We start from the raw sequence: 21,547 nt of genomic DNA on the forward strand, positions 1-21,547 counted from the left end.
GCCATGCCAGAGCGCGCCAGCACCCATCTCAAGCGGCGTCATGCCGAACTGCTGGTCGCGCTGGACGACGAGCGTCATCTGGGCCGCGCCGCCGAGCGCCTGCACATGTCCCAGCCCGCCGCCTCCAAGGCGCTGGCGCAGTTGGAGGAACAGGTGGGCTATGCGCTATTCGAGCGCGGGACCCATGGCACCCTACCGACCAATGCCGGAATGGTTATGATCCGCCACGCCCGGCACAGCCTGGGCGCAGCCCAGCGGGTGGCTGCGGAATTGCGGGCCGCCGAAGAGCGCGGCGCCAGCCTGCTGCGCTTGGGCACCTTGCCCTCGGCCGCGCCCAAACTCGCGCCGCAACTGATCGCGCATCTGCTGCGCCAGTCGCCCAGGCTCGAAGTGAAATTGGTGGAAGGCGCGCTCGGCGAACTCACGGACAAGCTGGCGCGCGACGAGCTGGACATCATGCTGGGCCGTCTGGGCAGCCGCCTGCTGCCCGCGGACTGCGAGGTGATCCGCCTGCACGAAGAACCGATCCTGGTGGTGGCCCGCCCCGGCCACCCGCTGGCCGGACGCGACGCGCTGGAGGCCGCCGAACTTGCGCGCTGGCCCTGGGTGCTGCCGCTGGAAGCCACCATGATGCGCGAACGCCTGGACGAGGCTTTCGTGCACGCCGGAGCGCGCCCGCCCGACTCCAGCATCCAGTCCAACTCGCTGCTGGCCACGCTGGCGCTGCTGGACCAGGACGACCGCCTGGCGGCCCTGCCCCAGGCGATTGCGCGCTACTGCGAGAGGCAAGGCGGCGTGGCGGTGCTGCCGCTACGGCTGGAAGCCAACTTCGGCGCCATCGGCGCCGTGGTCAACCGCAATACGGCGGGTATGCCGGTGGTGCAGGCGGCGATGGAATGGCTACGCGGCTTGTCTGCTGGCGCGGGCCACGCCGAGCCGGACTAAGGCGCCTGATAACCCAGCAGCACGCTGGCGGCCTCGGCTTCGCGCCGCACCGCCTGCGCGATCGGACCGTCCGCCGCGGCGTCGAAGCCGCCTGTCGCGCCCAGCGCGGTCAACGCGGCGCAGGGCCGGCCGTTGTGGTCCAGCAGCGGCGCCGACACGGCGCTGATGCCCTTCAGATTGGTGTCGCGCACCGTGGCGCAGCCGGCGGCCAGCACCTCGCGGCGCAGGTGGCCTATCGGGTCAACGGCGTCCAGCTGCGCGCGCATATCGGCCGGCGCGCGCGCCAGTTCGGCCTCGGCAAGCGCCCGCACCCGCGCATCGTCCTGCAAAGCCAGGAACACCCGTCCGGTCGCGGACCAAAGCATGGACAGCACCGATCCCATGCGCACATTCACCGTCACCGGCAGGCCCGGCTCCTCGAAGCGCACGATGGTGGGTCCCTTGTTGCCCATGACCGCGATGAAGCAGGTCACTTCCAGGTCTTCGCGCAGGCGCACCAGGCTGGGCTCGGCCAGGCGGATGGGATCGGCCTGGCGCAGCGCGGCCAAACCCAGCAGCATCGCTTCCAGACCCAGGTAGTACTGTTGAGTGGCGGCATCCTGCGCCACCAAACCCTCTTCCATCAGGCTGACCAAGTAGCGGTGGACTTTGGCGGGGCTTTCGTCCACCTGCGCGGCCAGCAACGTAAGGCTGGCGCGTCCGCCCAGCCGGCCCAGCCCCTTGAGCACGGCCATGCCGGTTTCGGCAGCCTGCACGCGCTGGCGCCTTTCGCGCGGACGCGGCGCCTCGGCGGTCGTGGCGGGGACGGAGGAAGGAGCGGGAGTCTGTTTCATGGGCGCGATGAGGGAGCCGCCAGCCGGCTGGGGACGCAGCCCGGAGATTACCCCAATTGAATAATTACGCAATGCGTATATGATTTACGCAATTGTAATTCGGAGCGACACCATGGGCCACCCTGACACCCCCGCACCCGCCACGCCCGCCACCACCGGCGGCTGTCCCATCGACCACGCCGCGCTGACCCGGGCCCAAGCCTGTCCGGTCAGCCCGCGCGCCGCGGAATTCGATCCTTTCGGCGACGGCTACCAGCAGGACCCGCCCGAGTACGTGCGCTGGGCGCGCGAACAGGAACCCGTGTTCTACAGCCCCAAGCTGGGCTACTGGGTGGTGACGCGCTACGACGACATCAAGGCGGTGTTTCGCGACAACCACACCTACAGCCCCTCGATCGCGCTGGAAAAGATCACCCCGACCGGCCCCGAGGCCAACGCCGTGCTGGCCACCTATGGCTACGCCATGAACCGCACTCTGGTCAACGAGGACGAGCCGGCCCACATGCCGCGCCGCCGCGTGCTGATGGATCCCTTCACGCCGGACGAACTCAAGCACCACGAACCCATGGTGCGGCGCCTGACGCGCGAGTACGTGGACCGCTTCATCGACGACGGCCGCGCTGACCTGGTGGACCAGATGCTGTGGGAAGTGCCGCTGACGGTGGCCCTGCACTTCCTGGGCGTGCCCGAGGAAGACATGGACGTGCTGCGCAAATACTCCATTGCGCACACCGTCAACACCTGGGGCCGGCCCAAGCCCGAGGAACAGGTTGAGGTCGCGCACGCGGTGGGCAATTTCTGGCAATTGGCGGGCAAGATCCTGGACAAGATGCGCCAGGATCCCGATGCGCCGGGCTGGATGCAGTACGGCATCCGCAAGCAGAAGGACCATCCCGAGGTCGTCACGGACTCGTACCTGCATTCCATGATGATGGCCGGCATCGTCGCAGCCCACGAAACCACCGCCAACGCTTCCGCCAACGCCATCAAGCTGCTGCTGCAGCATCCCGACGCCTGGCGCGAACTGTGCGAAGACCCCGGGCTGCTGCCCAACGCGGTCGAGGAATGCCTGCGCCACAATGGCTCGGTCGCGGCCTGGCGCCGCCTGGCCACGCGCGACACCGAGATCGCCGGGGTGGCGATCCCTGCGGGCGCCAAGCTGCTGATCGTGTCCTCGTCCGCCAACCACGACGAGCGCCATTTCGCCGACGCCGACTTCTTCGACATCCGCCGCGACAACGCCAGCGACCAGCTGACCTTCGGCTATGGCGCGCACCAGTGCATGGGCAAGAACCTGGCGCGCATGGAGATGCAGATCTTCCTGGAAGAACTGACTCGCCGCCTGCCGCACATGCGCCTGGCGCAGCAGCAGTTCACCTACGTGCCCAACACCTCGTTCCGAGGCCCGGAGCATCTGTGGGTGGAATGGAACCCGGCCGACAACCCCGAGCGCCGCGATCCCGCCCTGCTAGACCAAGCGCAGCCGGTGCGCATCGGCGAACCCTCCACCCATGCCATCAGCCGCAAGCTGGTGGTGACCCAGGTCACGGCCGCAGCCGACGGCATCGCGCGCATCCGGCTGGAATCGCCCGACGGCAAGCCGCTGCCGCGCTGGACGCCGGGCTCGCACATCGATGTGGAATGCGGCGATACCGGCCTGTCGCGCCAGTACTCGCTTTGCGGCGATCCGGCGGCCGCCCATGCGCTGGAGATCGCCGTGCTCAAGGAAACGGCGGGCCGCGGCGGCTCGGCCTGGATCCATCAGCACCTGCGCGCGGGCAGCATCGTGCGCGCGCGCGGTCCGCGCAATCATTTCCGCCTGGATGAAAGCGCCAAGCGCCTGATCCTCATCGCCGGCGGCATCGGCATCACGCCCATCAGCGCCATGGCGCGCCGCGCGCGTGAATTGGGCATGGCCTACGAACTGCATTACAGCGGCCGCTCGCGCGCCTGCATGGCCCTGCTGGACGAGCTGCGGCAACTGCATGGCGAGCGCCTGCACCTGCATATCAGCGGCGAAGGCAGCCGCAACGACTTCGCCGCCCTGCTGTCCCGCCCCGAAGCCGGCACGCAGATCTACGCCTGCGGCCCCGAACGCATGCTGGACGCCTTGCAGGCCGCATGCAGCGCCTGGCCCGAGGACAGCCTGCGCGTCGAGCATTTCCATTCCACGCTAGCCACGCTGGACCCGTCCAAGGAGCATGCCTTCGAGGCCGAGTTGAAGGACTCGGGCATCGTGCTGCAGGTGCCCGCCGGCCAGACGCTGCTGAGCGCGCTGCGCGGCGCCAACATCGACGTGCAGAGCGATTGCGAGGAAGGACTCTGCGGCTCCTGCGAGGTGCGCGTGCTGGGCGGTGCGGTCGACCACCGCGACGTGGTGCTGACCCGCGCCGAGCGCGAGGCCGGCACCCGCATGATGGCCTGCTGCTCGCGCGCCCAGGGCGCACGCATCGTGCTGGAGCTGTAGCGGCCGGCATGCATGCGGCGCCGGGTCCTTGCGCCCGACGCCGCATGCGCGCATCCATATGCCTGAAGTGCGCCTGAAAGCGGTAGAATTCACCCTCTGCTCATCACCACGCCGTCCCGCTGCAACGCGGGACGACGTTTTTTGACGCGGCCAGTCCCGGGCCTGCAGGCGGGCCCCCAGCGGGGCTTGCCCATGCCGCGGCCAGCCGCGGGGTCATTTCTCAGCGCTCCTAGATGTCGATCAAAGACCAACTTTTCCTCGCCAGCCAGTATCTCGCCCCCCACCACCTGGTGTCGCGGCTCTTCGGGTACGCCTCCGACTGCCGGGAACCGGCGGTCAAGAACTGGATGATCTCGCGCTTTGTCCGCCGCTATGGCGTGGACATGCGCGAAGCGCTGCAGGAAGAGCCGCTGGCCTACGATTGCTTCAACGACTTCTTCACGCGCGCGCTCAAGGAAGACGCGCGGCCGCTGGACGACGAACCGGGTTCGGTGGTCTGTCCCGCCGACGGCGCCATCAGCCAGATGGGCGCGATCGAGCACGGCCGCATCTTCCAGGCCAAGGGCCACAACTACGGCGTGGCCGACCTGCTGGGCGGCGACGCCGAGCGCGCGGCGCCGTTCCAGGGCGGCCAATTCGCCACCATCTATCTGTCGCCCAAGGACTATCACCGCGTGCACATGCCGGTTGCCGGCACCCTGCGCGAAATGATCCACGTGCCGGGCCGCCTGTTCTCGGTCAACCCGCTGACCGCGCGCAACGTGCCGCGCCTGTTCGCGCGCAACGAACGCGTGGTCTGCATCTTCGACACCGAGCACGGCCCGATGGCCCTGGTGCTGGTGGGCGCGATGATCGTCGCTTCCATCGAGACCGTATGGGCCGGCCTGGTCACGCCGCACAAGCGCCGCGTGAAATCCACCCGCTATGACGACGCGGCGCGCGCCCCGATCCATCTTGCCAAGGGCGCGGAAATGGGCCGTTTCAAGCTGGGCTCCACCGCCATCGTGCTGTTCGGCCCCAACCAGATCCGCTGGGCCGACACGCCCTCCGTGCTGGGTCCGGTGCGCATGGGCGAGCTGATGGCGCTGCCTGCGTAGTATTCCGCCGCAACTTCTTCGATTGAATCGAATTTGGATGTCTGGTTTTATTCGCTTTATGCGATGAATCGACGTTGCTAGATTACGGGCTTTTGCCGGCCCGCCATGACATCCATCATCTCGACCACTGCCAGCCCCCGCGCCGCCTCGGCCGACCGCCCCTTGCCGCGCGCGCTGGCGCGCATGCTGTCGCTGGACGATTTCGAGGCCGCCGCCAAACGGCGCCTGCCGCGCCCGATATTCGGCTACGTCGCGGGCGCGGCCGAAGACAACCAGTCCCTGCGCGGCAACCGCAGCGCCTTTGCGCAATACTCGTTTTCGCCGCGCGTGCTGGTGGACGTATCGCGCCGCACCCAGCAGACCGAGATCTTCGGCCGCCGCTATGCCTCGCCCTTCGGCATCGCCCCCATGGGCATCAGCGCGCTGTCGGCCTACCGCGGCGACATCGTGCTGGCGCGCGCCGCCCGTGAACAGGGCATACCCGCCATCCTCAGCGGCACCTCGCTGATTCCGATGGAAGACGTTATCCGCGCAGCGCCCGGCACCTGGTTCCAAGCTTATCTGCCCGGCGACCCGCAGCGCATCGACGCCCTGGTCGAACGCGCCCGCCGCGCCGGCTTCGAAACGCTGGTGCTGACGGTGGACATTCCCGTGTCGGCCAACCGCGAGAACAATGTGCGTACCGGGTTCTCGACCCCGCTCAAGCCCAGCCTGCGCCTGGCCTGGGACGGTTTGACGCGGCCGCGCTGGCTGGCCGGCACGTTCATGCGCACGCTACTGTCTCACGGCATGCCGCATTTCGAGAACTCCTTCGCCACGCGCGGCGCGCCGATAGTGTCGGCGTCGGTGCTGCGCGACTTCAGCGCGCGCGACCACCTCAGCTGGGAGCACGTGGCGCGCATCCGCCGCCAATGGCCGGGCACGCTCATCATCAAGGGCATCCTGCATCCGCGGGACGCGGCGCTGGCGCGGCAGCACGGGGCCGACGGCATCATCGTGTCCAACCATGGCGGCCGCCAGCTGGACGGCGCGGTCTCGCCGCTGCGCGCCCTGCCCGGCGTAGTTGCGGCGGCGGGCGGCATGACCGTGATGATGGACAGCGGGGTGCGCCGTGGCAGCGACGTGCTCAAGGCGCTGGCGCTGGGCGCGAGCTTCGTCTTCCTCGGGCGGCCCTTCAATTACGCAGCCGCGGTAGGCGGCGAAGCCGGGGTGTCGCACGCCATCGGCCTGCTGCGCGCCGAGGTCGATCGCAACATGGCGATGCTGGGCATTAACCACGTGAGGGAGATGCAGGCGGATTTGCTGGTGCGCGAAACCATGCCCGCAAGTTGATGCGGCATCCGACCCAGGGCATGGCCACAATAAAAGGAATCTTGCGCAGGCTCTGGCCTCGCGCGCGGCCGGCATAGAATGGCGTTTCCCTTGCTACGCGCGCCGCTGCTCCCCGCCCGGCGCGCCCCAGAGCCGCCGTGTCCCTACGCCAATCCTCATTCTTCCTGCGCTTCCTGACCCTGGGCGCCCTGGCTCACGTCTACGTGGGCGCCCGCCTGATCCCCGACGCCGCGCTGGGTGGCGCGGGTACCGCCGCCGCCATACTTGCCCTCCTGCTGTCCTGCATCCTGATTCCGCTGGGCATGCTGGGGCGTTCGTCCGTGCATCCGCCCTGGGGCGACCGCATCGCCTGGGTCGGGCTGTTCGCCATGGGCCTGTTCTCGTCGCTATTCGTGCTGACCGTGCTGCGCGATGCGCTGCTGCTGGTAACCTGGCTGGCGAACCTGATCATCGGCGCCGACCTGCCCTGGACCACGCTGCGTTGGGTCAGCGCCTGGGCCGTGCCCGTACTGGCCCTCGCCGGCACCTTGATCGGCCTGTACAACGCCCGCAAACGGGCGCGTATCGTCGACGTGGACGTGCCTATCGCCGGGCTGGCGCCCGACCTGGACGGCTTCACCATCGTGCAGATCAGCGATATCCACGTCGGCCCGACCATCAAGAAACGCTACGTGCAGGCCATTGTCGACGCCGTCAATGAGCAACTGCCGGACATGGTCGCCATCACCGGCGACGTGGTCGACGGCAGCGTCGAACAGCTTGCAGCCCAGGCCAGTCCGCTGGGCCAGCTGCGGGCGACCCACGGCGTGTACCTGGTCACCGGCAATCATGAATATTATTCGGGCGCCACGCCCTGGATCGCCGAATTCCGCCGCATGGGACTGCGCGTGCTGATGAATGAACACGTAGTCATCCACCCTGCCGGCCTGCCCGTGGTGGTGGCCGGCATTACCGACTACAGCGCCGGTTCCTTCGACCCGCAGCAGCGCAGCAACCCCAAGGCCGCGCTGGCCGGCGCGCCCGCCGACGCGCTGCCCAGGATCCTGCTGGCGCACCAACCCCGCAGCGCGGCGGCGGCCGAGCCGCTGGGCTATACCCTGCAACTGTCCGGCCATACCCATGGCGGGCAGTTCTTTCCCTGGGGTTTCTTCGTACGGTTCCAGCAGCCCTACACGGCGGGCCTGCATCGCCTGGGCAAGATGTGGATCTACATCAGCCGCGGCACCGGCTACTGGGGACCGCCCAAGCGCCTGGGCGCCCCGTCCGAGATCACGCGGCTGCGCCTGCGCGCGGCTCGCGCCGGCTGAACGGCGCGCTTCAGCCGTTGTCCGGCAAGGGTCCGCGCTCCAGATAGCTGGTCAGCGCGATGTCGCTGGTGGTGTTGGTGATGCCGTCGATCTGATGGATGCGCGCCAGCAGCAGTTCCAGCGCCTGCGTGTCGCGCACACGCACTTTCAACAGCATCGCGCTCTTGCCGGTGATGGTGTGGATCTCTTCCACCTCGGTCAGCTCGGCCAGCCCCAGCACCTGCTGCGTGATGGTCCAGTTGTTGGTGTCCACGTGCACGAAGGCCAGCAGCGGCCGGCCTATGCGGGCGCCGTCCAGCTTGGCGGCGATGCCCTTGATCAGGCCGTCGCGCTTAAGGCGCTTGACCCGTTCATGCACAGCCGGGGCGGAAAGGTTCAGCAATTTGCCCAGTTCGGCGTAGCTGGGGGAGGCGTCGTCGGCCAGCAGCGTTAACAGCTTTCGGTCGCGGTCATCAAGATCAGGCATTGGAATCAGGTTCTGCCGAACGGCATTCGAACTTTTATGGAATAAGGAAATATACGCGTTAACCCTTATTTTATTCCAATAAAATTTGGCGATGCAGAACCGTAGCACCCGCCAGGCCTCTCCCGTCCCCGCCTTGATGTTCGCCGTCAGCGTCGTAGGCTCCAACGGTCTGGCGCTCAGCCCTATCCTGAGCGACGTGGCGCGCTCCTTTTCCACCTCGCCGCTGACCATCAGCACCGCCATTTCCGCCTACGGCGCGGCCACCGCCGCCAGCGCCTTCTTCCTGGCCGCCCGCATCGACCGCATCGGCATCCGCCGCTCGCTCCTGGGCGCGATGACCGTGCTGATCGCCGCCTTGATCCTGTCCGCCTGCGCGCCGCACTGGATCGTGCTGACGCTGGCGCAAGCCCTGGCAGGCGCCGCGGCGGGCGTCATCCTGCCTGCAGCCTATGGATCCGCCTCGCTGATCGCCCAGCCCGGCCAGGAAGCCCGCACGCTGGGCCGCGTCATCGCGGGCTGGTCCGTGTCGCTGGTGGCGGGCGTGCCGTTGTCCGCCCTGATCTCCGATGCCGTGGGCTGGCGTGCGACCTACGGCACGCTGGCGCTATGCGCGGCGATCGCCGTGCTGGGGTTGCGCAAGCTGCCGGAACGCCGCGCGGACAATCCAGCCCCTTTGCGGTTGTCGCGCCTGCTGGCGCCGCTGTCCTACCGCGACGTGCCCGCCTTGCTGCTGGGCTGTCTGGCGTTCTCGTCGGCCTTCTATGGCGTGTACGCCTTCCTGGCCGACCACGTGCGCGGCCTGCTGGGGCTGAGCGCCGGGCAAGTGGGCTTCATCGCCTTTGCCTACGGCGCCGGGTTCCTGCTGGCCGGCGTGGCCGGCGCGCCGCTGATCGAACGGCTGGGACCGCGCCGCGCCCTGCCGCTGGCGCTGGGCGTCATCGCGCTGGTGTACCTGGGACTGCTGCCGGCCGCCCATGCGCTGGCCGCGGTACTTGCCATCGCCACGCTATGGGGCGCGGCCTCGCAGCTGAGCCTGAACCTGCTGGTGCTGCTGCTGTCGCGCGCCCGGCCCGAAGAGCGCGGCGCGGTACTCGGTCTGAACACCTGCACCACCTACCTGGGCGCCAGCGTGGGCACTGCCATCGCCGGCACCCTGTATGCCCATGCCGGCTTCGAAGCGCTGGGATTGGCCGCAGCTTGCGCCCTGGCTGCCGCCGCGCTAGGCCTGCATTGGCGCCTGAACGGCCGGCGCGCGGCACGCGGCCAGGCTGCTGCCTGAGCCGGCACCGCTATCGCCGGATCGCCGCTCAGCTCCGGTATTCCACCGCGCAGTCCCGGCCCGACCGCTTGGCCTGATAGAGCGCGAAGTCGGCGCGGCGCAGCACATCCGACGCCGTGGCATCGCCGGGTAGAAAGCCGGCGATGCCGCCGCTGACCGACAGCGTCACCACCGCTCCGTCTATGTCCGCCGGATGCTGCCGCAGGCTGGCGCGCAAGCGTTCGCAGATCGCGCGCGCCACCGCCGCGTCCGCATCGGCCAGCAGCACCAAAAACTCCTCGCCGCCCAGCCGGCCGATCGAATCGCCCTCGCGCAGACAGGTGCGCAGCTGATCGCAGAAATGCCGCAGCGCGACGTCTCCGCCCAGATGGCCATAGCGGTCGTTGACCTGCTTGAAGTAGTCCAGGTCCAGCATCAGCGCCGTGGTCGGTCCGCCCTCCCCGTGCCGGCCGCCGGCCAGCCGGTCTTCCATGCGCTTGAGGATTTCGGCGCGGTTCCAGCAGCCGGTCAGGCTGTCCACTCTGGCCATCCGCGCCAGCGCCGCTTCGGCGCGCCGGCTTTCGGTGACGTCCATGCCCAGGTTGACCACTTTGCCGTCGGGCAACCTGACGTTGGACCACAGCACCGACAACAGCTCGCCGTCGCGCGTGCGCGGCTGCCATTCGCGGAAAGAGCGGTCGGGCCGCGCGACCACGCTGTCCATCGCGCGGTCCCGGACCGACGGGTCGGGATAGAACAGCGCGAACGGGTCCGGGCTCTGCTTGATCTCGGCTTCTGACCAGCCGAAGCGGCGCGCGCAGGCGTCGTTCCACAAGGTACAGCGGCCGTCCGCATCGAAGGCGTTGATCAACACCGGCGCCGTCCTGAACAGCGCGCCGAACTGCACAATGACTTCGTTGAGCCGCGCCAGTTCGCGATCGCGGGCAGCCACACCCAGCACGGCGTGCTGCGCATACGCGGCCAGGATATCTTGCGCATTGGCATAGGCGGACACGTCTGCCAGCGCCCGCCTGAACGCAAAAACGATGCGGCCGCAGGCCACCGCATTGGCGTCGTAAAGGGTGCGCACCACACAGGCCTGCACGCCGGCCTCGCTCAACCAAGGCTCGTCTTGCGGCATGCCGTCCAGGCAGGCGTAGGCCGCGCGATCCGCCAACAAGGCATGCAACGCCTCGTCTGCGCCCGCAAGATCCGCGGCAATGCCCTCGCGGCAACTGGCGCTGGCGATCAGCCCTGCGGCGTCATCGGCTTGATCCAGCCGGACCCAGGCGTAATCCGTGCCCATGTCCTGCACGGCGCGCCCGGCCAGCGTCTGGAAAAAACTGTCTTGGCCCGCCGCCAGAATTGCGCTGGCGGCCGCCAGGATGCGGCCATTTTGCGCGGCCAGAACCTGGGCATGGGCAACATCATCAGACGATGGAATACGCATGGCTCTGCTATCGAGGGGAGGACGGCGTGGCCCTCCGGATAGCGACCATCGTGGCGACTACAGGCCGGGGGGGTAAAAATTGGGGCCAGTATACGAGTAATCCCTGAGCCCAATTGGCAAGAATCGTCAACGCCCCCTCGGCCAGGCCCCTGCGCGCTACCAGGGAAAGTCGATCAGATCGCCGTACAAGCTGCGCAGCTTGGCCTTCACTTCGGCCGAATTCTGATAGATCGAAATGAACTTCAGGAGCCGCGGGTCCTGCGCGCCGGCCGGCGTGGCCACCCAGCGGATGGCATAGCGCCGCACACTGGCCGGATCGGTGTTATCGAAGGCCAGGCCGTCCTTTTCATTCAAGCCGGCCTGCTTGGCGAAGGTGGTGTACGTGACGGAGGCGGTCACGTCGTCGAAGGTGCGCGCGGACTGCGAGCCTTCGATCGGCACGAATTTCAGCTTCTTCGGATTCGACACCACGTCCTCCAAGGAGGCCTGATGCGCCACGCCGGGCTTGAGCTTGATCAGGCCGATGGATTCCAGCAGCAACAGCGCGCGGCCCGTGTTGACCGGGTCGTTCGGCACCGCGATGGTCGCGCCTTCAGGCACCGCATCTCCCTTCTTCAGCTTCTTGGAAAACAGGCCGATGGTGGTGGAATAGCCGTAGGCGATGGGCTTCAGGTTGGCGCCGCGGCGCTGATTGAACAGTTCCAGGAAAGGTTCGTGCTGGAAGAAGTTAGCGTCCACCGAGCCATCCGCCACCGCGATGTTGGGCAGCACCCAGTCGTTGAATTCCACCAGCTTGACGTCCAACCCCTCCTTTTTGGCCTGGGCGATGGCAAGTTCGGTAGCGGCGTTCGCGACACTCGGAATCACGCCGATGCGCAGCGGCTTGTCCTGCGCCATGGCGTTGCTTGCGCAAGCCAGGACCAGCCCGGCGGCCGCGGCGCAGCGGGTAAATTTCAGAAGCAGTTGATGCAGGAACATAAGGACCATCCAGATATGAAAAACAGGGCATTGCCCGGCACAAGCGCTATTGTGCAGCAGCCTGCTGCGGCCGCCCGCAATGCCCTTTTGTCACGCAATGGCAATGCCGCGGAGCCGCTGACGGCGCTAAGATGGCTGCAATACCTCCTCGGGAGACGCTCATGAGCGCGGTATTGAACACCCCACCGGGCGCACAGTCCGCCGCCAGCCACCGCGACCGCGTGGAAGACCAGCTCGGCGCGCACAACTACCATCCCCTTGACGTGGTCATCGCGCGCGGCAGCGGCGTCTGGCTCTACGACGTGGACGGCCGCAAGTACCTGGATTGCCTGTCGGCCTATTCGGCCGTGAACCAGGGCCATTGCCACCCCGCCATCCTCGCCGCCATGAACGAGCAGGCGCAGAAGCTCACGCTGACCTCGCGCGCCTTCCGCCACGACCAGATGGCGCCGTTCTACGAAGACCTGGCGCGCCTGACCGGGGCCCACAAGATCCTGCCGATGAACAGCGGCGCGGAAGCCGTGGAAACCGCCATCAAGGCAGTGCGCAAATGGGGCTACGAAGTGCGCGGCGTGCCCGAGAACCAGGCCGAGATCATCGTCTGCGCCAACAACTTCCATGGCCGCACGCTAGGCATCGTGGGCTTCTCGACCGATCCCGACGCCTACGGCCACTACGGCCCCTTCGCGCCCGGCTTCAAGGTCGTGCCCTTCGGCGACTACGATGCCTTCGACGCCGCCATCACGCCCAATACGGTGGCCTTCCTGGTCGAACCCATACAGGGCGAAGCCGGCGTGGTCCTGCCGCCCGCGGGCTATTTCACCCGGGTCCGCCAACGCTGCACCGAAAGCGGCATCACGCTGATCCTGGACGAGATCCAGACCGGCCTGGGCCGCACCGGCAAGCTGCTGGCCGAAGAACATGAAGGCATCGAGGCCGACGTGACGCTGATCGGCAAGGCGCTGTCGGGCGGCTTCTATCCGGTGTCCGCCGTGCTGTCCAACGCCGACGTGCTGGGCGTATTCCAGCCGGGCCAGCACGGCAGCACTTTTGGCGGCAATCCGCTGGCCTGCGCCATCGCGCGCGCCGCGCTGCGCGTGCTGACCGAGGAAGGCATGATAGAAAACGCCGCCGCCATGGGCGCGTACTTCCTGGAGCGCCTGCGCACCCTGCCCGGCCCGGTGCGGGAAGTGCGCGGACGCGGCCTGATGCTGGCCGTGGAACTGGAGTCCGACGCCGGCGGCGCGCGCCTGTGGTGCGAGCGCCTGCAGGCACGCGGCATGCTGGTCAAGGACACCCACGGCCACACGCTGCGCCTGTCGCCGCCCCTGATCGTGACGCGCGAGCAGATCGACTGGGCTTGCGATCAGTTGAGCGCGGTACTATCCGCCACTTGATGCACCCCACCGGAGCCCGCGACTTGCAGAACACCGCCAACCTGCCCCACCACATCACCCTGATCGGCGCGCCCACCGACATCGGCGCCGGCGCGCGCGGCGCCTCCATGGGACCCGAAGCCCTGCGCGTGGCGGACCTGGGTCCGGTCATCGAGGCCCAGGGCTTTCAGGTCACCGACCGCGGCAACCTCTACGGACCCGCCAATCCCTGGCTGCCGCCGGTGGATGGCTACCGCCATCTGGACGAAGTGGCCGCGTGGAACCGCGCGGTGCACGACGCCGTCCACGAGGAGCTGAGCCAGGGCCGCCTGCCCATCCTGCTGGGCGGCGACCACTGCCTGGGCATAGGCTCCATCAGCGCGGTGGCGCGCCACTGCCGCGCGACGGGCAAGAAGCTGCGCGTGCTGTGGCTGGACGCCCATGCCGACTTCAACACCAACGCGCTCACGCCCACCGGCAACATCCACGGCATGCCGGTGGCCTGCCTGTGCGGCTACGGCCCGGCGCAAATCACCGGCCTGTCCGGCCAGACGCCCGACATCGAACCCGGCTGGGTGCGGCAGATCGGCATACGCAGCGTGGACCAGGGCGAAAAGCGCCTGGTCCATGAAGCCGGCCTGGAAGTCTTCGACATGCGCTACCTGGACGAGATGGGCATGCGCGCCACCATGGAAGCGGCCCTGGCGGGGCTGGACGCCGACACGCATCTGCACGTGAGCTTCGACGTGGATTTCCTGGACCCGGAAATCGCCCCCGGCGTAGGCACCACCGTGGCGGGCGGCCCCACCTACCGCGAAGCCCAGCTCTGCATGGAAATGATCGCCGACACCGGCCTGATGCGCTCGCTGGACGTGGTGGAACTGAACCCGGCCTTCGACGTGCGCAACAAGACCGCGGAACTGGCGGTGGACCTGATCGAAAGCCTGTTCGGCAAGTCCACCCTGATGCGCCGCGGCTCCTGAGCCGGCCTGCAGCCTGCGCCATGCGGCGGCAGCCATGCGCGGGTCCGGGCCGCACATGGCGCGTGACCTGCGCGCGCTCCGCCTGACGCCCATATTGCGGCGCCCCCCTTCGCCCCCCCCGCCAGTCCCGCGGATCGGCCGCGGCCTGGGAAATCCCCTCTGTTGACTTTTCACATGTGCGAATCTAAGTTCTTGCACAGGAATTTTCTTTCACTATTGTGAATTAATTTTCAGCCAGGTGGAGAACTGGCGCCCCGCAAGCGGATACACGGCATCAAACGAAAAACCGATAAATCGGCCCGACCGGGCCGGGAGGCAAGCAGATGCGTATCAAACCCCTGTTGGCGGCGCTGGCCGCCTCGCTGGCCGCCTGTGCGGCCCAAGCCCAATCCGACGTGGTGCGCCTGGGCGTGTCCAACGACCGCTCCGGCATCTATTCGGACCTGGGCGGCCTGGGCTCGGAAATGGCGGTCCGCATGGCGGTCGAGGACTTCGGCGGCAAGGTGGCAGGCAAGACGGTCGAGGTCATCGGCGCGGACAACCAGAACAAGGCGGACGTGGCCTCGGCCCTGGTGCGCCGCTGGTTCGACACGCAGGGCCTGGTGGCCGTGGTGGACGGCGGCGCCAGCTCCGCGGGCCTCGCCGCGCAAGGCGTGGCGCGGGAAAAAGGCGGCACCGCCCTCATCAGCGGCGGCTTCGCCGGCGACTTCAGCGGCAAGCAATGCAGCAACCTCAGCACGCAGTGGGCGCCCGATACCTATGCCCTGGCCAACGCCGTGGTCAAGAGCGTGGTCGAGGGTGGCGGCAAATCCTGGTACTTCATCACCACCGACTACGTGTTCGGCAAGTCGCTGGAAGCGAACGCCTCGCGCTTCGTCGACGCGGCGGGCGGCAAGGTACTGGGCAGCACGCGTCATCCCCTGGGCGCCATGGACTTCGCCTCGTTCCTGGTGCAGGCGCAATCGTCCAAGGCCGATGTGGTGGGCCTGGCCAGCGCCGGCGGCGATCTGGTCAACCTGATCAAACAGGCCCAGGAGTTCGGCCTGACCGGCGGCAAGCAGCGCATGCTGACCTTCCTGACCTTCATCAACGACGTGCAGGCGATGGGCCTGCCAGTGGCGCAAGGGCTGACCTTCCCCACCGGCTTCTACTGGGACGCCGACGCAGACACCCGCGCCTGGACCCAGCGCTGGCAGAAGAAGATGGGCGTGACGCGCGCGCCGTCCATCGTGCAGGCGTTGAGCTACGTCGCCACCACGCACTACCTGCAGGCCGCCCAGGCCGCCGGTTCCTTCGACGGCGCCACCGTCAACCAGAAGATGCGCGAGTTGCCCATCACCACCAAACTGATCAAGAATGCCCGGGTGCGCCCCGAAGACGGCCGCGTCATCATGGATCTGTATCTGGTCGAAGTGAAGAAACCCGCCGAATCCAAATATCCCGGCGACTTCTACCGCATCCTGTCCACGGTGCCAGGCGAAAAGGTCTTCGTGTCCCTGGCGGACAGTGAATGCCCGAGCGTGAAGAAATAGCGTTGCCGCGCCGCGCCCGCCTTGCGGGCCGGCCGTTAAAAACACCCAGGAGGAGACATCCCATGAAGTGCTATTGCGTCGTGAACTTCCGCGAACCCCTGCAGGAAATGAACCCGCCCACCCCGACGCCGCAGGGGTCGCAGGTGCTGCTGAAGGTACGCGCAGCGGGCGTTTGCCACAGCGATATCCACTTGTGGGAAGGCGGCTACGACCTGGGCCAGGGCCGCACGCTGTCACTGAAGGACCGCGGCGTCTCGCTGCCCCTGACCATGGGCCACGAAACCGTGGGCGCCGTGGTCGCCGCCGGCCCCGACACCCAGGGGCTGGCTTCCGACCGCAACTATCTGGTCTATCCCTGGATCGGCTGCGGCAACTGCCCGCCTTGCCTGGCCGGCATGGAAAACCATTGCTCCGCGCCCGCCTGCCTGGGCGTGCACCGCGCCGGCGGCTACGCCGACCACATCCTGGTGCCGCACCCGCGCTACCTGATCGACATCGGCGACCTCGATCCCGCGCAGATCGCCCCCTATGCCTGCTCCGGGCTGACCACCTATTCGGCGCTGAAGAAGATCGGCGCCGACGTGTACCGCGCACACCCCGTGGTCATCTTCGGCGCCGGCGGCCTGGGCCTGATGAGCCTGACGCTGATCAAGGCCCTGGGCGGCGCGGGCGCCATCGTGGTCGACATCGACCCCGCCAAGCGCCAGGCCGCGCTGGAAGCCGGCGCCCTGGCCGCCATCGACGGCGCGGCCCCGGATGCCGCGCAGCAGATTATCAAGGCGGCCGGCGGCAAGCCCGTGCAAGCCGCCATCGATCTGGTCGGCGCGCCCGCGACCACCTCGCTGGCCTTCGACTTCCTGACCAAGGGTGGCAAGCTGATCATCGTGGGCTTGTTCGGCGGCGCCTCGTCCTGGCCGATCGCGCTGATCCCCATGAAGGCCCTGTCCATCGTCGGCAGCTACGTCGGCAACCTGGCCGAGCTGCAGGAACTGATGGAACTGGTGCGGGCCGGCAAGGTGCCGCCCATGCCGGTGCACCGCCATGCGCTGGCCGAAGCCGACAGCGTGCTGGCGTCGCTGCGGGCCGGCAAGGTGGTGGGCCGCGCGGTGCTGACGAACTGAACTAGACGGGCCGCAGGCGCGGATCGTAGATGAAGCGGTCGCGCCGCACCACCACGATATGCTCGGCGTCGGGGTGCGCCGGATTGATCAGGAAATTGCAATCCGGCACACCCCGATAGGGCACGATGGCGCTGGGCAGTTCCAGCAGCGCCGACACGCCGGACTGCACCCAGTTATCGCCCACGGCCTGCGAGGCCTCGGCGAAAGGCACCGCGTCCCAGAACGGATAATCCTCTTGCAGCTGCGTCAGGCTGAGCGTCTGGCGGGCTTCATGCACGGCGCGCGGCACGGCCAGTTCGATCAGATAGCGGTTGGCCTGCTCGGACGCGCGCGCCGCGAAGTGCACCACGGTTTCCAGTACCGCCAACGCCACGCTGGCCGAGGCATAGACCACGGGGGTGCCCGGGCTGTTGTAGCGCCCGCCAACGGCCGCGGCCCCCGCCCCGCTCACATCGTCGGCGCGGTACTTGCCTGCGGTCGTGCCGATGCGCCAGATCGAAACGCTGTCATCGCTCATGCGTAGACGCCTGCCGCAGCGCGCGCCAGCGTGTCCTCGACGATGCGGCTGCTAGCGTCGGAGGTCAGCAGCGACAGCGGTTTGACGTTGCCCAGCGCGGGCACCGGCGTGTTCAACCAGGCCACCGCCTCTTCGTCGCTGCCCAGCACCTGGCGCGCCACCCGCGCCACCCGTGCCACGCGCGCCAGACGGTCGGATTCGCCCAGGGGCAGCATCAGGCCTTCGCGGCTCCAGCGCGACAGCGAGGCCGCCTTGACCTCGGTGATAGCCATGATCTCGGACTTGGGCACCTGCAGGTAGTCGGCCGCATCATCCACCATCTGTGCGGGCAAGCCGCGGCGCACGTCGCGCGCCATGTCGACCAGGGGGCTGTCGACCAGACCGCGGAACAACTGTTTGGCACGCGCGGCGGCATGGCGCGGCGGACGTTTGGCGGTGTTTTTTTCGAGGGCGGCTACGCTCATGACCTGGCTCCTGCAAGTTGGGGCGCCACGGTTGCGGGCGCACCAGAAAATTCCAAATTGAATTCATGATATCTCATTTGGAATTCCCATCACAAGACCCGTCCCCATGCACGCCCTGCCCCGGGGCAGGCCTGGATTTGGGCATATCATAGGCGGCTGTAACACGATTAATCAGACACTAATAAGGACTGGCGATGACGGACCGGCAGCTGACGATACTCGCGGCGTTGAATCTCATGGTGGCGGTGGGCGCCGGGGCGTTTGGCGCCCATGGCCTCAAGCGCATGCTCACGCCGGAACTGCTGTCCGTCTGGCAGACCGGCGTGCTGTATCACCTGATCCACGCGCTGGGCCTGTTCGTGGTCGCGCTGCTGGGCGCCCGCTACGGCTCGCCCCTGCTGTCCGCGGCGGGCGTGGTCATGTTCGTCGGCATTGTGCTGTTCAGCGGCAGCCTGTACGTGCTGTCCCTGACGGGCACGCACTGGCTGGGCGCGGTCACGCCTTTCGGCGGCGTCGCCTTCCTGGCGTCCTGGGGCATGGTCGCGCTGGCGGCCTATCGCGCCCAAGGCTGAATTCCCTCCTCTTTTCCTTTTCAGGCGGCCGGAACCGCCCACCCTCCCAGGCTGTAGATGTCCACTTCTTCCGTACTGCCCGCCCCCCAGACCCAATCCGCCGCAGCAGGCATTGCCTGTGTGGTGGGCGGCATTTTCTTTCTGACCCTGAGCGACGCCAATGCCAAATGGCTGGGCGCCCACTACAACCCGCTGCAGATCCTGTTCCTGCGCGCGCTCATCGCCCTGCCTTTCGTCGCCGCGCTGGCGCTATGGCTGGGTGGGCGCCGGGTCTTGCGCACCGCCCATCCCGGGCTGCACCTGACGCGCGGCGCCATCAACGTGGTGTCGGCCTATTGCTTCTATCTGGGGCTGCGCACGCTGCCGCTGGCCGAGGCCACCGCCATCGCCTTCGCCGCGCCGCTGTTCGTGACGGCGCTGTCGGTGCTGGTTCTGAAGGAGCGCGTGGACGGCAAGCGCTGGCTGGCCGTGCTGGCCGGTTTTGCCGGCGTGCTGATCGTGGTGCGGCCTGGCGCCGCCACCTTCCAGGCCGCAACCCTGCTGCCGCTGATCACCGCCATGCTCTACGGGGTAATGATGATCACGGCCCGCGGCATCAACCGCAACGAAGGCATGCTCACGACCACGCTCTATATCGTGCTGGGCCAGCTGGTCTGTAGCGCGGTCGCCCTGCCCCTGGTCTGGGAACCGCCGGCGATGGCTGACTTGCCGTACTTCGGCGCCGTCGCGCTGTTCAGCACCCTGGGCCTGGCGCTGATCACGCAGGGATTCCGCATCGGACCCGCCTCGGTGGTGGCGCCCTTCGATTACACCGGACTGATCTGGGCCACCGTCCTGGGCTGGGTCTTCTGGCACGAAACCCCGGACGCCTATGCCTATCTGGGTGCGCTCTTCATCGCCGGCAGCGGCGTCTACATCGCCGTGCGCGAAGCGCGGGCCAAGTCCAAGTCCCGCACCCGCAAGCCGGCCAAAGGCTGACGACGCGTTATTCCGTGGGCGGCGGGAAGTTCCGCCGCAGCACCCGCGCCACGTTGGGTTCCAGCGCCGCCTCGCGCGCCACGGCCGTCAAGGCAGGACATTCGGATGCGAACCACGCTTGCCCCGGACGCCAGCGCGTCATCACGGTCACATACAGGTCCAGCGCCGAAAAACGCCGGCCCAGCATGTGCGGCGCGCCGGCCTGCCGCTCCAGTTCCAGCCAGATGTCCGCCCGCCGCGAGTGCACCCGCTGCCTGAGCAGCTCGGCCGCGGGCCCCTCCGTGGTCCACTGCGGCGGATCGTCGCCGTAGGTGAACGTGGGATAGATCGCCGCCACCACGCGGATCAGCAGATTGAGAAAAAGCGCCCGTTCCGGCTTGTCGGCCGCAGGCGCCAGCCCGGCTTGGGGCGCCACGTCGTTCAGGTGCAGGATCATGGCGGCGCTCTCGGTCATGACCCCGCCGTCCGGCAGGATCAGCGTCGGCACCTGTCCCAGGGGATTCAATTGCAGCAGCCGGTCGCGCTCGGCGCAGGGCTTGAGGTACGGCAGGTCCGTCAGCGTATGCGGCACATTGGCCAGCACCAGCGCCATCTCGACGATGGCGGATCCGCAACCGGCGGACCCGATCAGCTCATACGGTTTCATGGCGTTCATCCTCCCTGTTCTGCCGGCGCCAGGCGCAGCAATTCGCCCGGCGAGGCGTCCGTCAACACGTACACATAGCCGTCCGGCCCCTGCCGCACGTCGCGTATCCGCTGCTTGCGGTCCGTCAGCAGCCACTCCTGGGCCACCACGCGGTCGCCATCCAAGGTCAGGCGGATGAGATTCTGGTTGGCGAGCGCGCCGATGAATACGGAGTTGCGCCAGGCTGGAAACCGGTCCGCGTTGTAGAAAGCCATGCCGCTGATGGCCGGCGACTTCGGCCACCAGTACAGCGGCGCCTCCAAGCCGGGCAGTTCCGCGCCCTTGGCTTCGGGTATGGGTTGGCCGGAGTAGTTGATGCCATGGGTGGCCAGCGGCCAACCGTAGTTCTTGCCGCGCTGGACCAGATTGATCTCGTCCCCGCCGCGGGGTCCGTGTTCGTTTTCCCAGAGCTGGCCGGTCCAGGGGTTGAGCGCCATGCCCTGGGGATTGCGATGGCCGTAGGACCAGACCTCGGGCCGCGCGCCGGCCTGGCCGACGAAGGGATTGTCGGTCGGCACCGAACCATCGGCCTTCAGCCGCACCACCTTGCCTTGCAGCTTGTCCAGGTCCTGCGCGGTAGGCCGCTGGTTGTTTTCGCCCAGCGAGATATAGAGATAGCCCTTACCGTCGAACACCAGCCGCGACCCGTAATGCAGGCCCGAAGACAGCTTTGGCTGCTGGCGGAACAGCACGCGGAAATCCTCCAGCGCCGTGCCGTCGGCGGACAGCCGGCCGCGCCCTACTGCGGTACCGCTCTTCGAGCCCTCGGCTTCGGCATAGGACAGGTAGACGTATCTGTCCTTGGCAAAATCCGGCGACAGCGCCACGTCCAACAGGCCGCCCTGGCCCTGCGCCGCGACCTTGGGCACGCCGGCCAATGGCTTGGACAATCCGCCCGGAATGCGCAGCAGCCTGAGGCTGCCGGGACGCTCGGTAATGAGCACGCCTCCCTCGGGCAGGAAGGCCATGGCCCAGGGATGGTTGAGGCCGCCCACCACGGCCGTGACGCGGGCCGGGACGGAAGCGGGTTCGGGACCGGGCTGCGCGGACACCGCCAACGCGGCGCACAGCGTGAACGACAGCAACAGCGCGCGCGTAATCGCGGCGGGGCGTGACGGCATGGGCATCTCCGGCAACGGGTGGCGTACCATATCGGCCAGCAACGGAGATCCCCGTCCTTGCTCTC

The 21,547-nt window shown here is 67.9% G+C and carries 20 protein-coding genes; 12 read left to right on the forward strand and 8 right to left on the reverse strand.

Annotation, left to right across the window (positions count from 1 at the left end; genetic code table 11):
- Nucleotides 1-3: 3 nt before the first annotated feature.
- Nucleotides 4-945, forward strand: coding sequence for a LysR substrate-binding domain-containing protein (locus IPU70_RS03595; protein WP_207465023.1), 942 nt, complete (start codon nucleotides 4-6; stop codon nucleotides 943-945).
- Here IPU70_RS03595 and IPU70_RS03600 read toward each other — a convergent pair.
- Entirely contained in the window at nucleotides 942-1,778 is an 837-nt protein-coding gene (locus IPU70_RS03600; RefSeq protein ID WP_207465025.1) for an IclR family transcriptional regulator, read from the reverse strand. The two genes, IPU70_RS03595 and IPU70_RS03600, sit on opposite strands and share 4 nt — an antisense overlap.
- A gap of 112 nt (nucleotides 1,779-1,890) precedes the next feature.
- Here IPU70_RS03600 and IPU70_RS03605 point away from each other — a divergent pair, with 112 nt between their 5' ends.
- The 4 genes from IPU70_RS03605 to IPU70_RS03620 all read left to right on the forward strand — a co-directional run bounded on the left by IPU70_RS03605 (nucleotide 1,891) and on the right by IPU70_RS03620 (nucleotide 7,981).
- Nucleotides 1,891-4,245 carry a cytochrome P450/oxidoreductase gene (locus IPU70_RS03605; protein WP_207465027.1) on the forward strand — a complete coding sequence of 785 codons (2,355 nt, stop codon included), beginning with the start codon at nucleotides 1,891-1,893 and terminating at the stop codon, nucleotides 4,243-4,245.
- 233 nt (nucleotides 4,246-4,478) lie between these two features.
- Complete coding sequence (gene asd, locus IPU70_RS03610) at nucleotides 4,479-5,342, forward strand: archaetidylserine decarboxylase (protein ID WP_013393922.1); 864 nt, start codon at nucleotides 4,479-4,481, stop codon at nucleotides 5,340-5,342.
- Between the two features lie 105 nt (nucleotides 5,343-5,447).
- Complete coding sequence (locus IPU70_RS03615; protein ID WP_242702305.1) at nucleotides 5,448-6,674, forward strand: alpha-hydroxy acid oxidase; 1,227 nt, start codon at nucleotides 5,448-5,450, stop codon at nucleotides 6,672-6,674.
- Nucleotides 6,675-6,811: 137 nt separating this feature from the next.
- A complete protein-coding gene (locus IPU70_RS03620; protein ID WP_207465028.1) occupies nucleotides 6,812-7,981 on the forward strand; it encodes a metallophosphoesterase in 1,170 nt (389 codons plus the stop codon).
- 10 nt (nucleotides 7,982-7,991) lie between these two features.
- Here the strand turns inward: IPU70_RS03620 and IPU70_RS03625 are convergent, their stop codons facing one another.
- Entirely contained in the window at nucleotides 7,992-8,447 is a 456-nt protein-coding gene (locus IPU70_RS03625) for an Lrp/AsnC family transcriptional regulator (protein ID WP_207465029.1), read from the reverse strand.
- 91 nt (nucleotides 8,448-8,538) lie between these two features.
- On the opposite strand from IPU70_RS03625, the gene IPU70_RS03630 reads away from it, so the two are divergent.
- Nucleotides 8,539-9,726 (forward strand): MFS transporter, encoded by a 1,188-nt coding sequence (locus tag IPU70_RS03630; protein WP_207465030.1) that lies wholly within the window; start codon nucleotides 8,539-8,541, stop codon nucleotides 9,724-9,726.
- A 28-nt stretch (nucleotides 9,727-9,754) separates the two neighbouring features.
- On the opposite strand, the gene IPU70_RS32750 is transcribed toward IPU70_RS03630, so the two are convergent.
- Nucleotides 9,755-11,155, reverse strand: a complete 1,401-nt coding sequence (locus IPU70_RS32750; RefSeq protein WP_242702306.1) for a sensor domain-containing diguanylate cyclase — start codon at nucleotides 11,153-11,155, stop codon at nucleotides 9,755-9,757.
- Nucleotides 11,156-11,311: 156 nt separating this feature from the next.
- Nucleotides 11,312-12,133 (reverse strand): MetQ/NlpA family ABC transporter substrate-binding protein, encoded by an 822-nt coding sequence (locus tag IPU70_RS03640; RefSeq protein ID WP_207465031.1) that lies wholly within the window; start codon nucleotides 12,131-12,133, stop codon nucleotides 11,312-11,314.
- 161 nt (nucleotides 12,134-12,294) lie between these two features.
- On the opposite strand from IPU70_RS03640, the gene rocD reads away from it, so the two are divergent.
- The 4 genes from rocD (at nucleotide 12,295) to IPU70_RS03660 (ending at nucleotide 17,145) form a co-directional block, all read left to right on the forward strand.
- Nucleotides 12,295-13,530 carry an ornithine--oxo-acid transaminase gene (gene rocD, locus IPU70_RS03645; RefSeq protein WP_207465032.1) on the forward strand — a complete coding sequence of 412 codons (1,236 nt, stop codon included), beginning with the start codon at nucleotides 12,295-12,297 and terminating at the stop codon, nucleotides 13,528-13,530.
- Entirely contained in the window at nucleotides 13,530-14,492 is a 963-nt protein-coding gene (gene rocF / locus IPU70_RS03650; RefSeq protein ID WP_207465033.1) for an arginase, read from the forward strand. The genes rocD and rocF overlap by 1 nt, the downstream gene beginning before the upstream one ends.
- Nucleotides 14,493-14,815: 323 nt before the next feature.
- Nucleotides 14,816-16,024, forward strand: coding sequence for an ABC transporter substrate-binding protein (locus tag IPU70_RS03655; protein WP_207465036.1), 1,209 nt, complete (start codon nucleotides 14,816-14,818; stop codon nucleotides 16,022-16,024).
- Nucleotides 16,025-16,086: 62 nt separating this feature from the next.
- Nucleotides 16,087-17,145 (forward strand): alcohol dehydrogenase, encoded by a 1,059-nt coding sequence (locus tag IPU70_RS03660; protein ID WP_207465037.1) that lies wholly within the window; start codon nucleotides 16,087-16,089, stop codon nucleotides 17,143-17,145.
- A gap of 1 nt (nucleotide 17,146) precedes the next feature.
- Here the strand turns inward: IPU70_RS03660 and IPU70_RS03665 are convergent, their stop codons facing one another.
- Together IPU70_RS03665 and IPU70_RS03670 are read right to left on the reverse strand one after the other, a co-directional pair.
- A complete protein-coding gene (locus IPU70_RS03665) occupies nucleotides 17,147-17,662 on the reverse strand; it encodes an RES family NAD+ phosphorylase (RefSeq protein ID WP_207465039.1) in 516 nt (171 codons plus the stop codon).
- Entirely contained in the window at nucleotides 17,659-18,126 is a 468-nt protein-coding gene (locus IPU70_RS03670) for an antitoxin Xre/MbcA/ParS toxin-binding domain-containing protein (protein ID WP_207465041.1), read from the reverse strand. Before IPU70_RS03670 ends, IPU70_RS03665 begins: the two co-directional genes overlap by 4 nt.
- Before the next feature lie 194 nt (nucleotides 18,127-18,320).
- Here IPU70_RS03670 and IPU70_RS03675 point away from each other — a divergent pair, with 194 nt between their 5' ends.
- Nucleotides 18,321-18,698 (forward strand): DUF423 domain-containing protein, encoded by a 378-nt coding sequence (locus tag IPU70_RS03675; RefSeq protein ID WP_207465043.1) that lies wholly within the window; start codon nucleotides 18,321-18,323, stop codon nucleotides 18,696-18,698.
- Nucleotides 18,699-18,755: 57 nt separating this feature from the next.
- A complete protein-coding gene (locus IPU70_RS03680; protein ID WP_207465045.1) occupies nucleotides 18,756-19,676 on the forward strand; it encodes a DMT family transporter in 921 nt (306 codons plus the stop codon).
- A gap of 7 nt (nucleotides 19,677-19,683) precedes the next feature.
- Here the strand turns inward: IPU70_RS03680 and IPU70_RS03685 are convergent, their stop codons facing one another.
- A complete protein-coding gene (locus tag IPU70_RS03685; protein WP_207465047.1) occupies nucleotides 19,684-20,322 on the reverse strand; it encodes a glutathione S-transferase family protein in 639 nt (212 codons plus the stop codon).
- Between the two features lie 5 nt (nucleotides 20,323-20,327).
- The gene (locus IPU70_RS03690) at nucleotides 20,328-21,482 is read right to left on the reverse strand and encodes a PQQ-dependent sugar dehydrogenase (RefSeq protein ID WP_207465049.1); all 1,155 of its coding nucleotides are present in this window, start codon (nucleotides 21,480-21,482) and stop codon (nucleotides 20,328-20,330) included.
- Nucleotides 21,483-21,547 lie beyond the last annotated feature (65 nt).

The organism is Achromobacter sp. SD115, from assembly GCF_017355315.1.
GTDB lineage: Bacteria > Pseudomonadota > Gammaproteobacteria > Burkholderiales > Burkholderiaceae_B > Achromobacter > Achromobacter xylosoxidans_B.

What these genes read in the sequence shown, in the direction of transcription:
- IPU70_RS03660 (WP_207465037.1), top strand. Translation starts at nt 16,087, where the DNA reads ATGAAGTGCTATTGCGTCGTGAACTTCCGCGAACCCCTGCAGGAAATG.
- IPU70_RS03690 (WP_207465049.1), bottom strand. Translation starts at nt 21,482, where the DNA reads ATGCCGTCACGCCCCGCCGCGATTACGCGCGCGCTGTTGCTGTCGTTC.
- IPU70_RS03595 (WP_207465023.1), top strand. Translation starts at nt 4, where the DNA reads ATGCCAGAGCGCGCCAGCACCCATCTCAAGCGGCGTCATGCCGAACTG.
- asd (WP_013393922.1), top strand. Translation starts at nt 4,479, where the DNA reads ATGTCGATCAAAGACCAACTTTTCCTCGCCAGCCAGTATCTCGCCCCC.
- IPU70_RS03625 (WP_207465029.1), bottom strand. Translation starts at nt 8,447, where the DNA reads ATGCCTGATCTTGATGACCGCGACCGAAAGCTGTTAACGCTGCTGGCC.
- IPU70_RS03615 (WP_242702305.1), top strand. Translation starts at nt 5,448, where the DNA reads ATGACATCCATCATCTCGACCACTGCCAGCCCCCGCGCCGCCTCGGCC.
- IPU70_RS03685 (WP_207465047.1), bottom strand. Translation starts at nt 20,322, where the DNA reads ATGAAACCGTATGAGCTGATCGGGTCCGCCGGTTGCGGATCCGCCATC.
- IPU70_RS03605 (WP_207465027.1), top strand. Translation starts at nt 1,891, where the DNA reads ATGGGCCACCCTGACACCCCCGCACCCGCCACGCCCGCCACCACCGGC.
- IPU70_RS03680 (WP_207465045.1), top strand. Translation starts at nt 18,756, where the DNA reads ATGTCCACTTCTTCCGTACTGCCCGCCCCCCAGACCCAATCCGCCGCA.
- IPU70_RS03655 (WP_207465036.1), top strand. Translation starts at nt 14,816, where the DNA reads ATGCGTATCAAACCCCTGTTGGCGGCGCTGGCCGCCTCGCTGGCCGCC.
- rocD (WP_207465032.1), top strand. Translation starts at nt 12,295, where the DNA reads ATGAGCGCGGTATTGAACACCCCACCGGGCGCACAGTCCGCCGCCAGC.
- IPU70_RS32750 (WP_242702306.1), bottom strand. Translation starts at nt 11,155, where the DNA reads ATGCGTATTCCATCGTCTGATGATGTTGCCCATGCCCAGGTTCTGGCC.
- IPU70_RS03640 (WP_207465031.1), bottom strand. Translation starts at nt 12,133, where the DNA reads ATGTTCCTGCATCAACTGCTTCTGAAATTTACCCGCTGCGCCGCGGCC.
- IPU70_RS03630 (WP_207465030.1), top strand. Translation starts at nt 8,539, where the DNA reads ATGCAGAACCGTAGCACCCGCCAGGCCTCTCCCGTCCCCGCCTTGATG.
- IPU70_RS03600 (WP_207465025.1), bottom strand. Translation starts at nt 1,778, where the DNA reads ATGAAACAGACTCCCGCTCCTTCCTCCGTCCCCGCCACGACCGCCGAG.
- rocF (WP_207465033.1), top strand. Translation starts at nt 13,530, where the DNA reads ATGCACCCCACCGGAGCCCGCGACTTGCAGAACACCGCCAACCTGCCC.
- IPU70_RS03670 (WP_207465041.1), bottom strand. Translation starts at nt 18,126, where the DNA reads ATGAGCGTAGCCGCCCTCGAAAAAAACACCGCCAAACGTCCGCCGCGC.
- IPU70_RS03665 (WP_207465039.1), bottom strand. Translation starts at nt 17,662, where the DNA reads ATGAGCGATGACAGCGTTTCGATCTGGCGCATCGGCACGACCGCAGGC.
- IPU70_RS03675 (WP_207465043.1), top strand. Translation starts at nt 18,321, where the DNA reads ATGACGGACCGGCAGCTGACGATACTCGCGGCGTTGAATCTCATGGTG.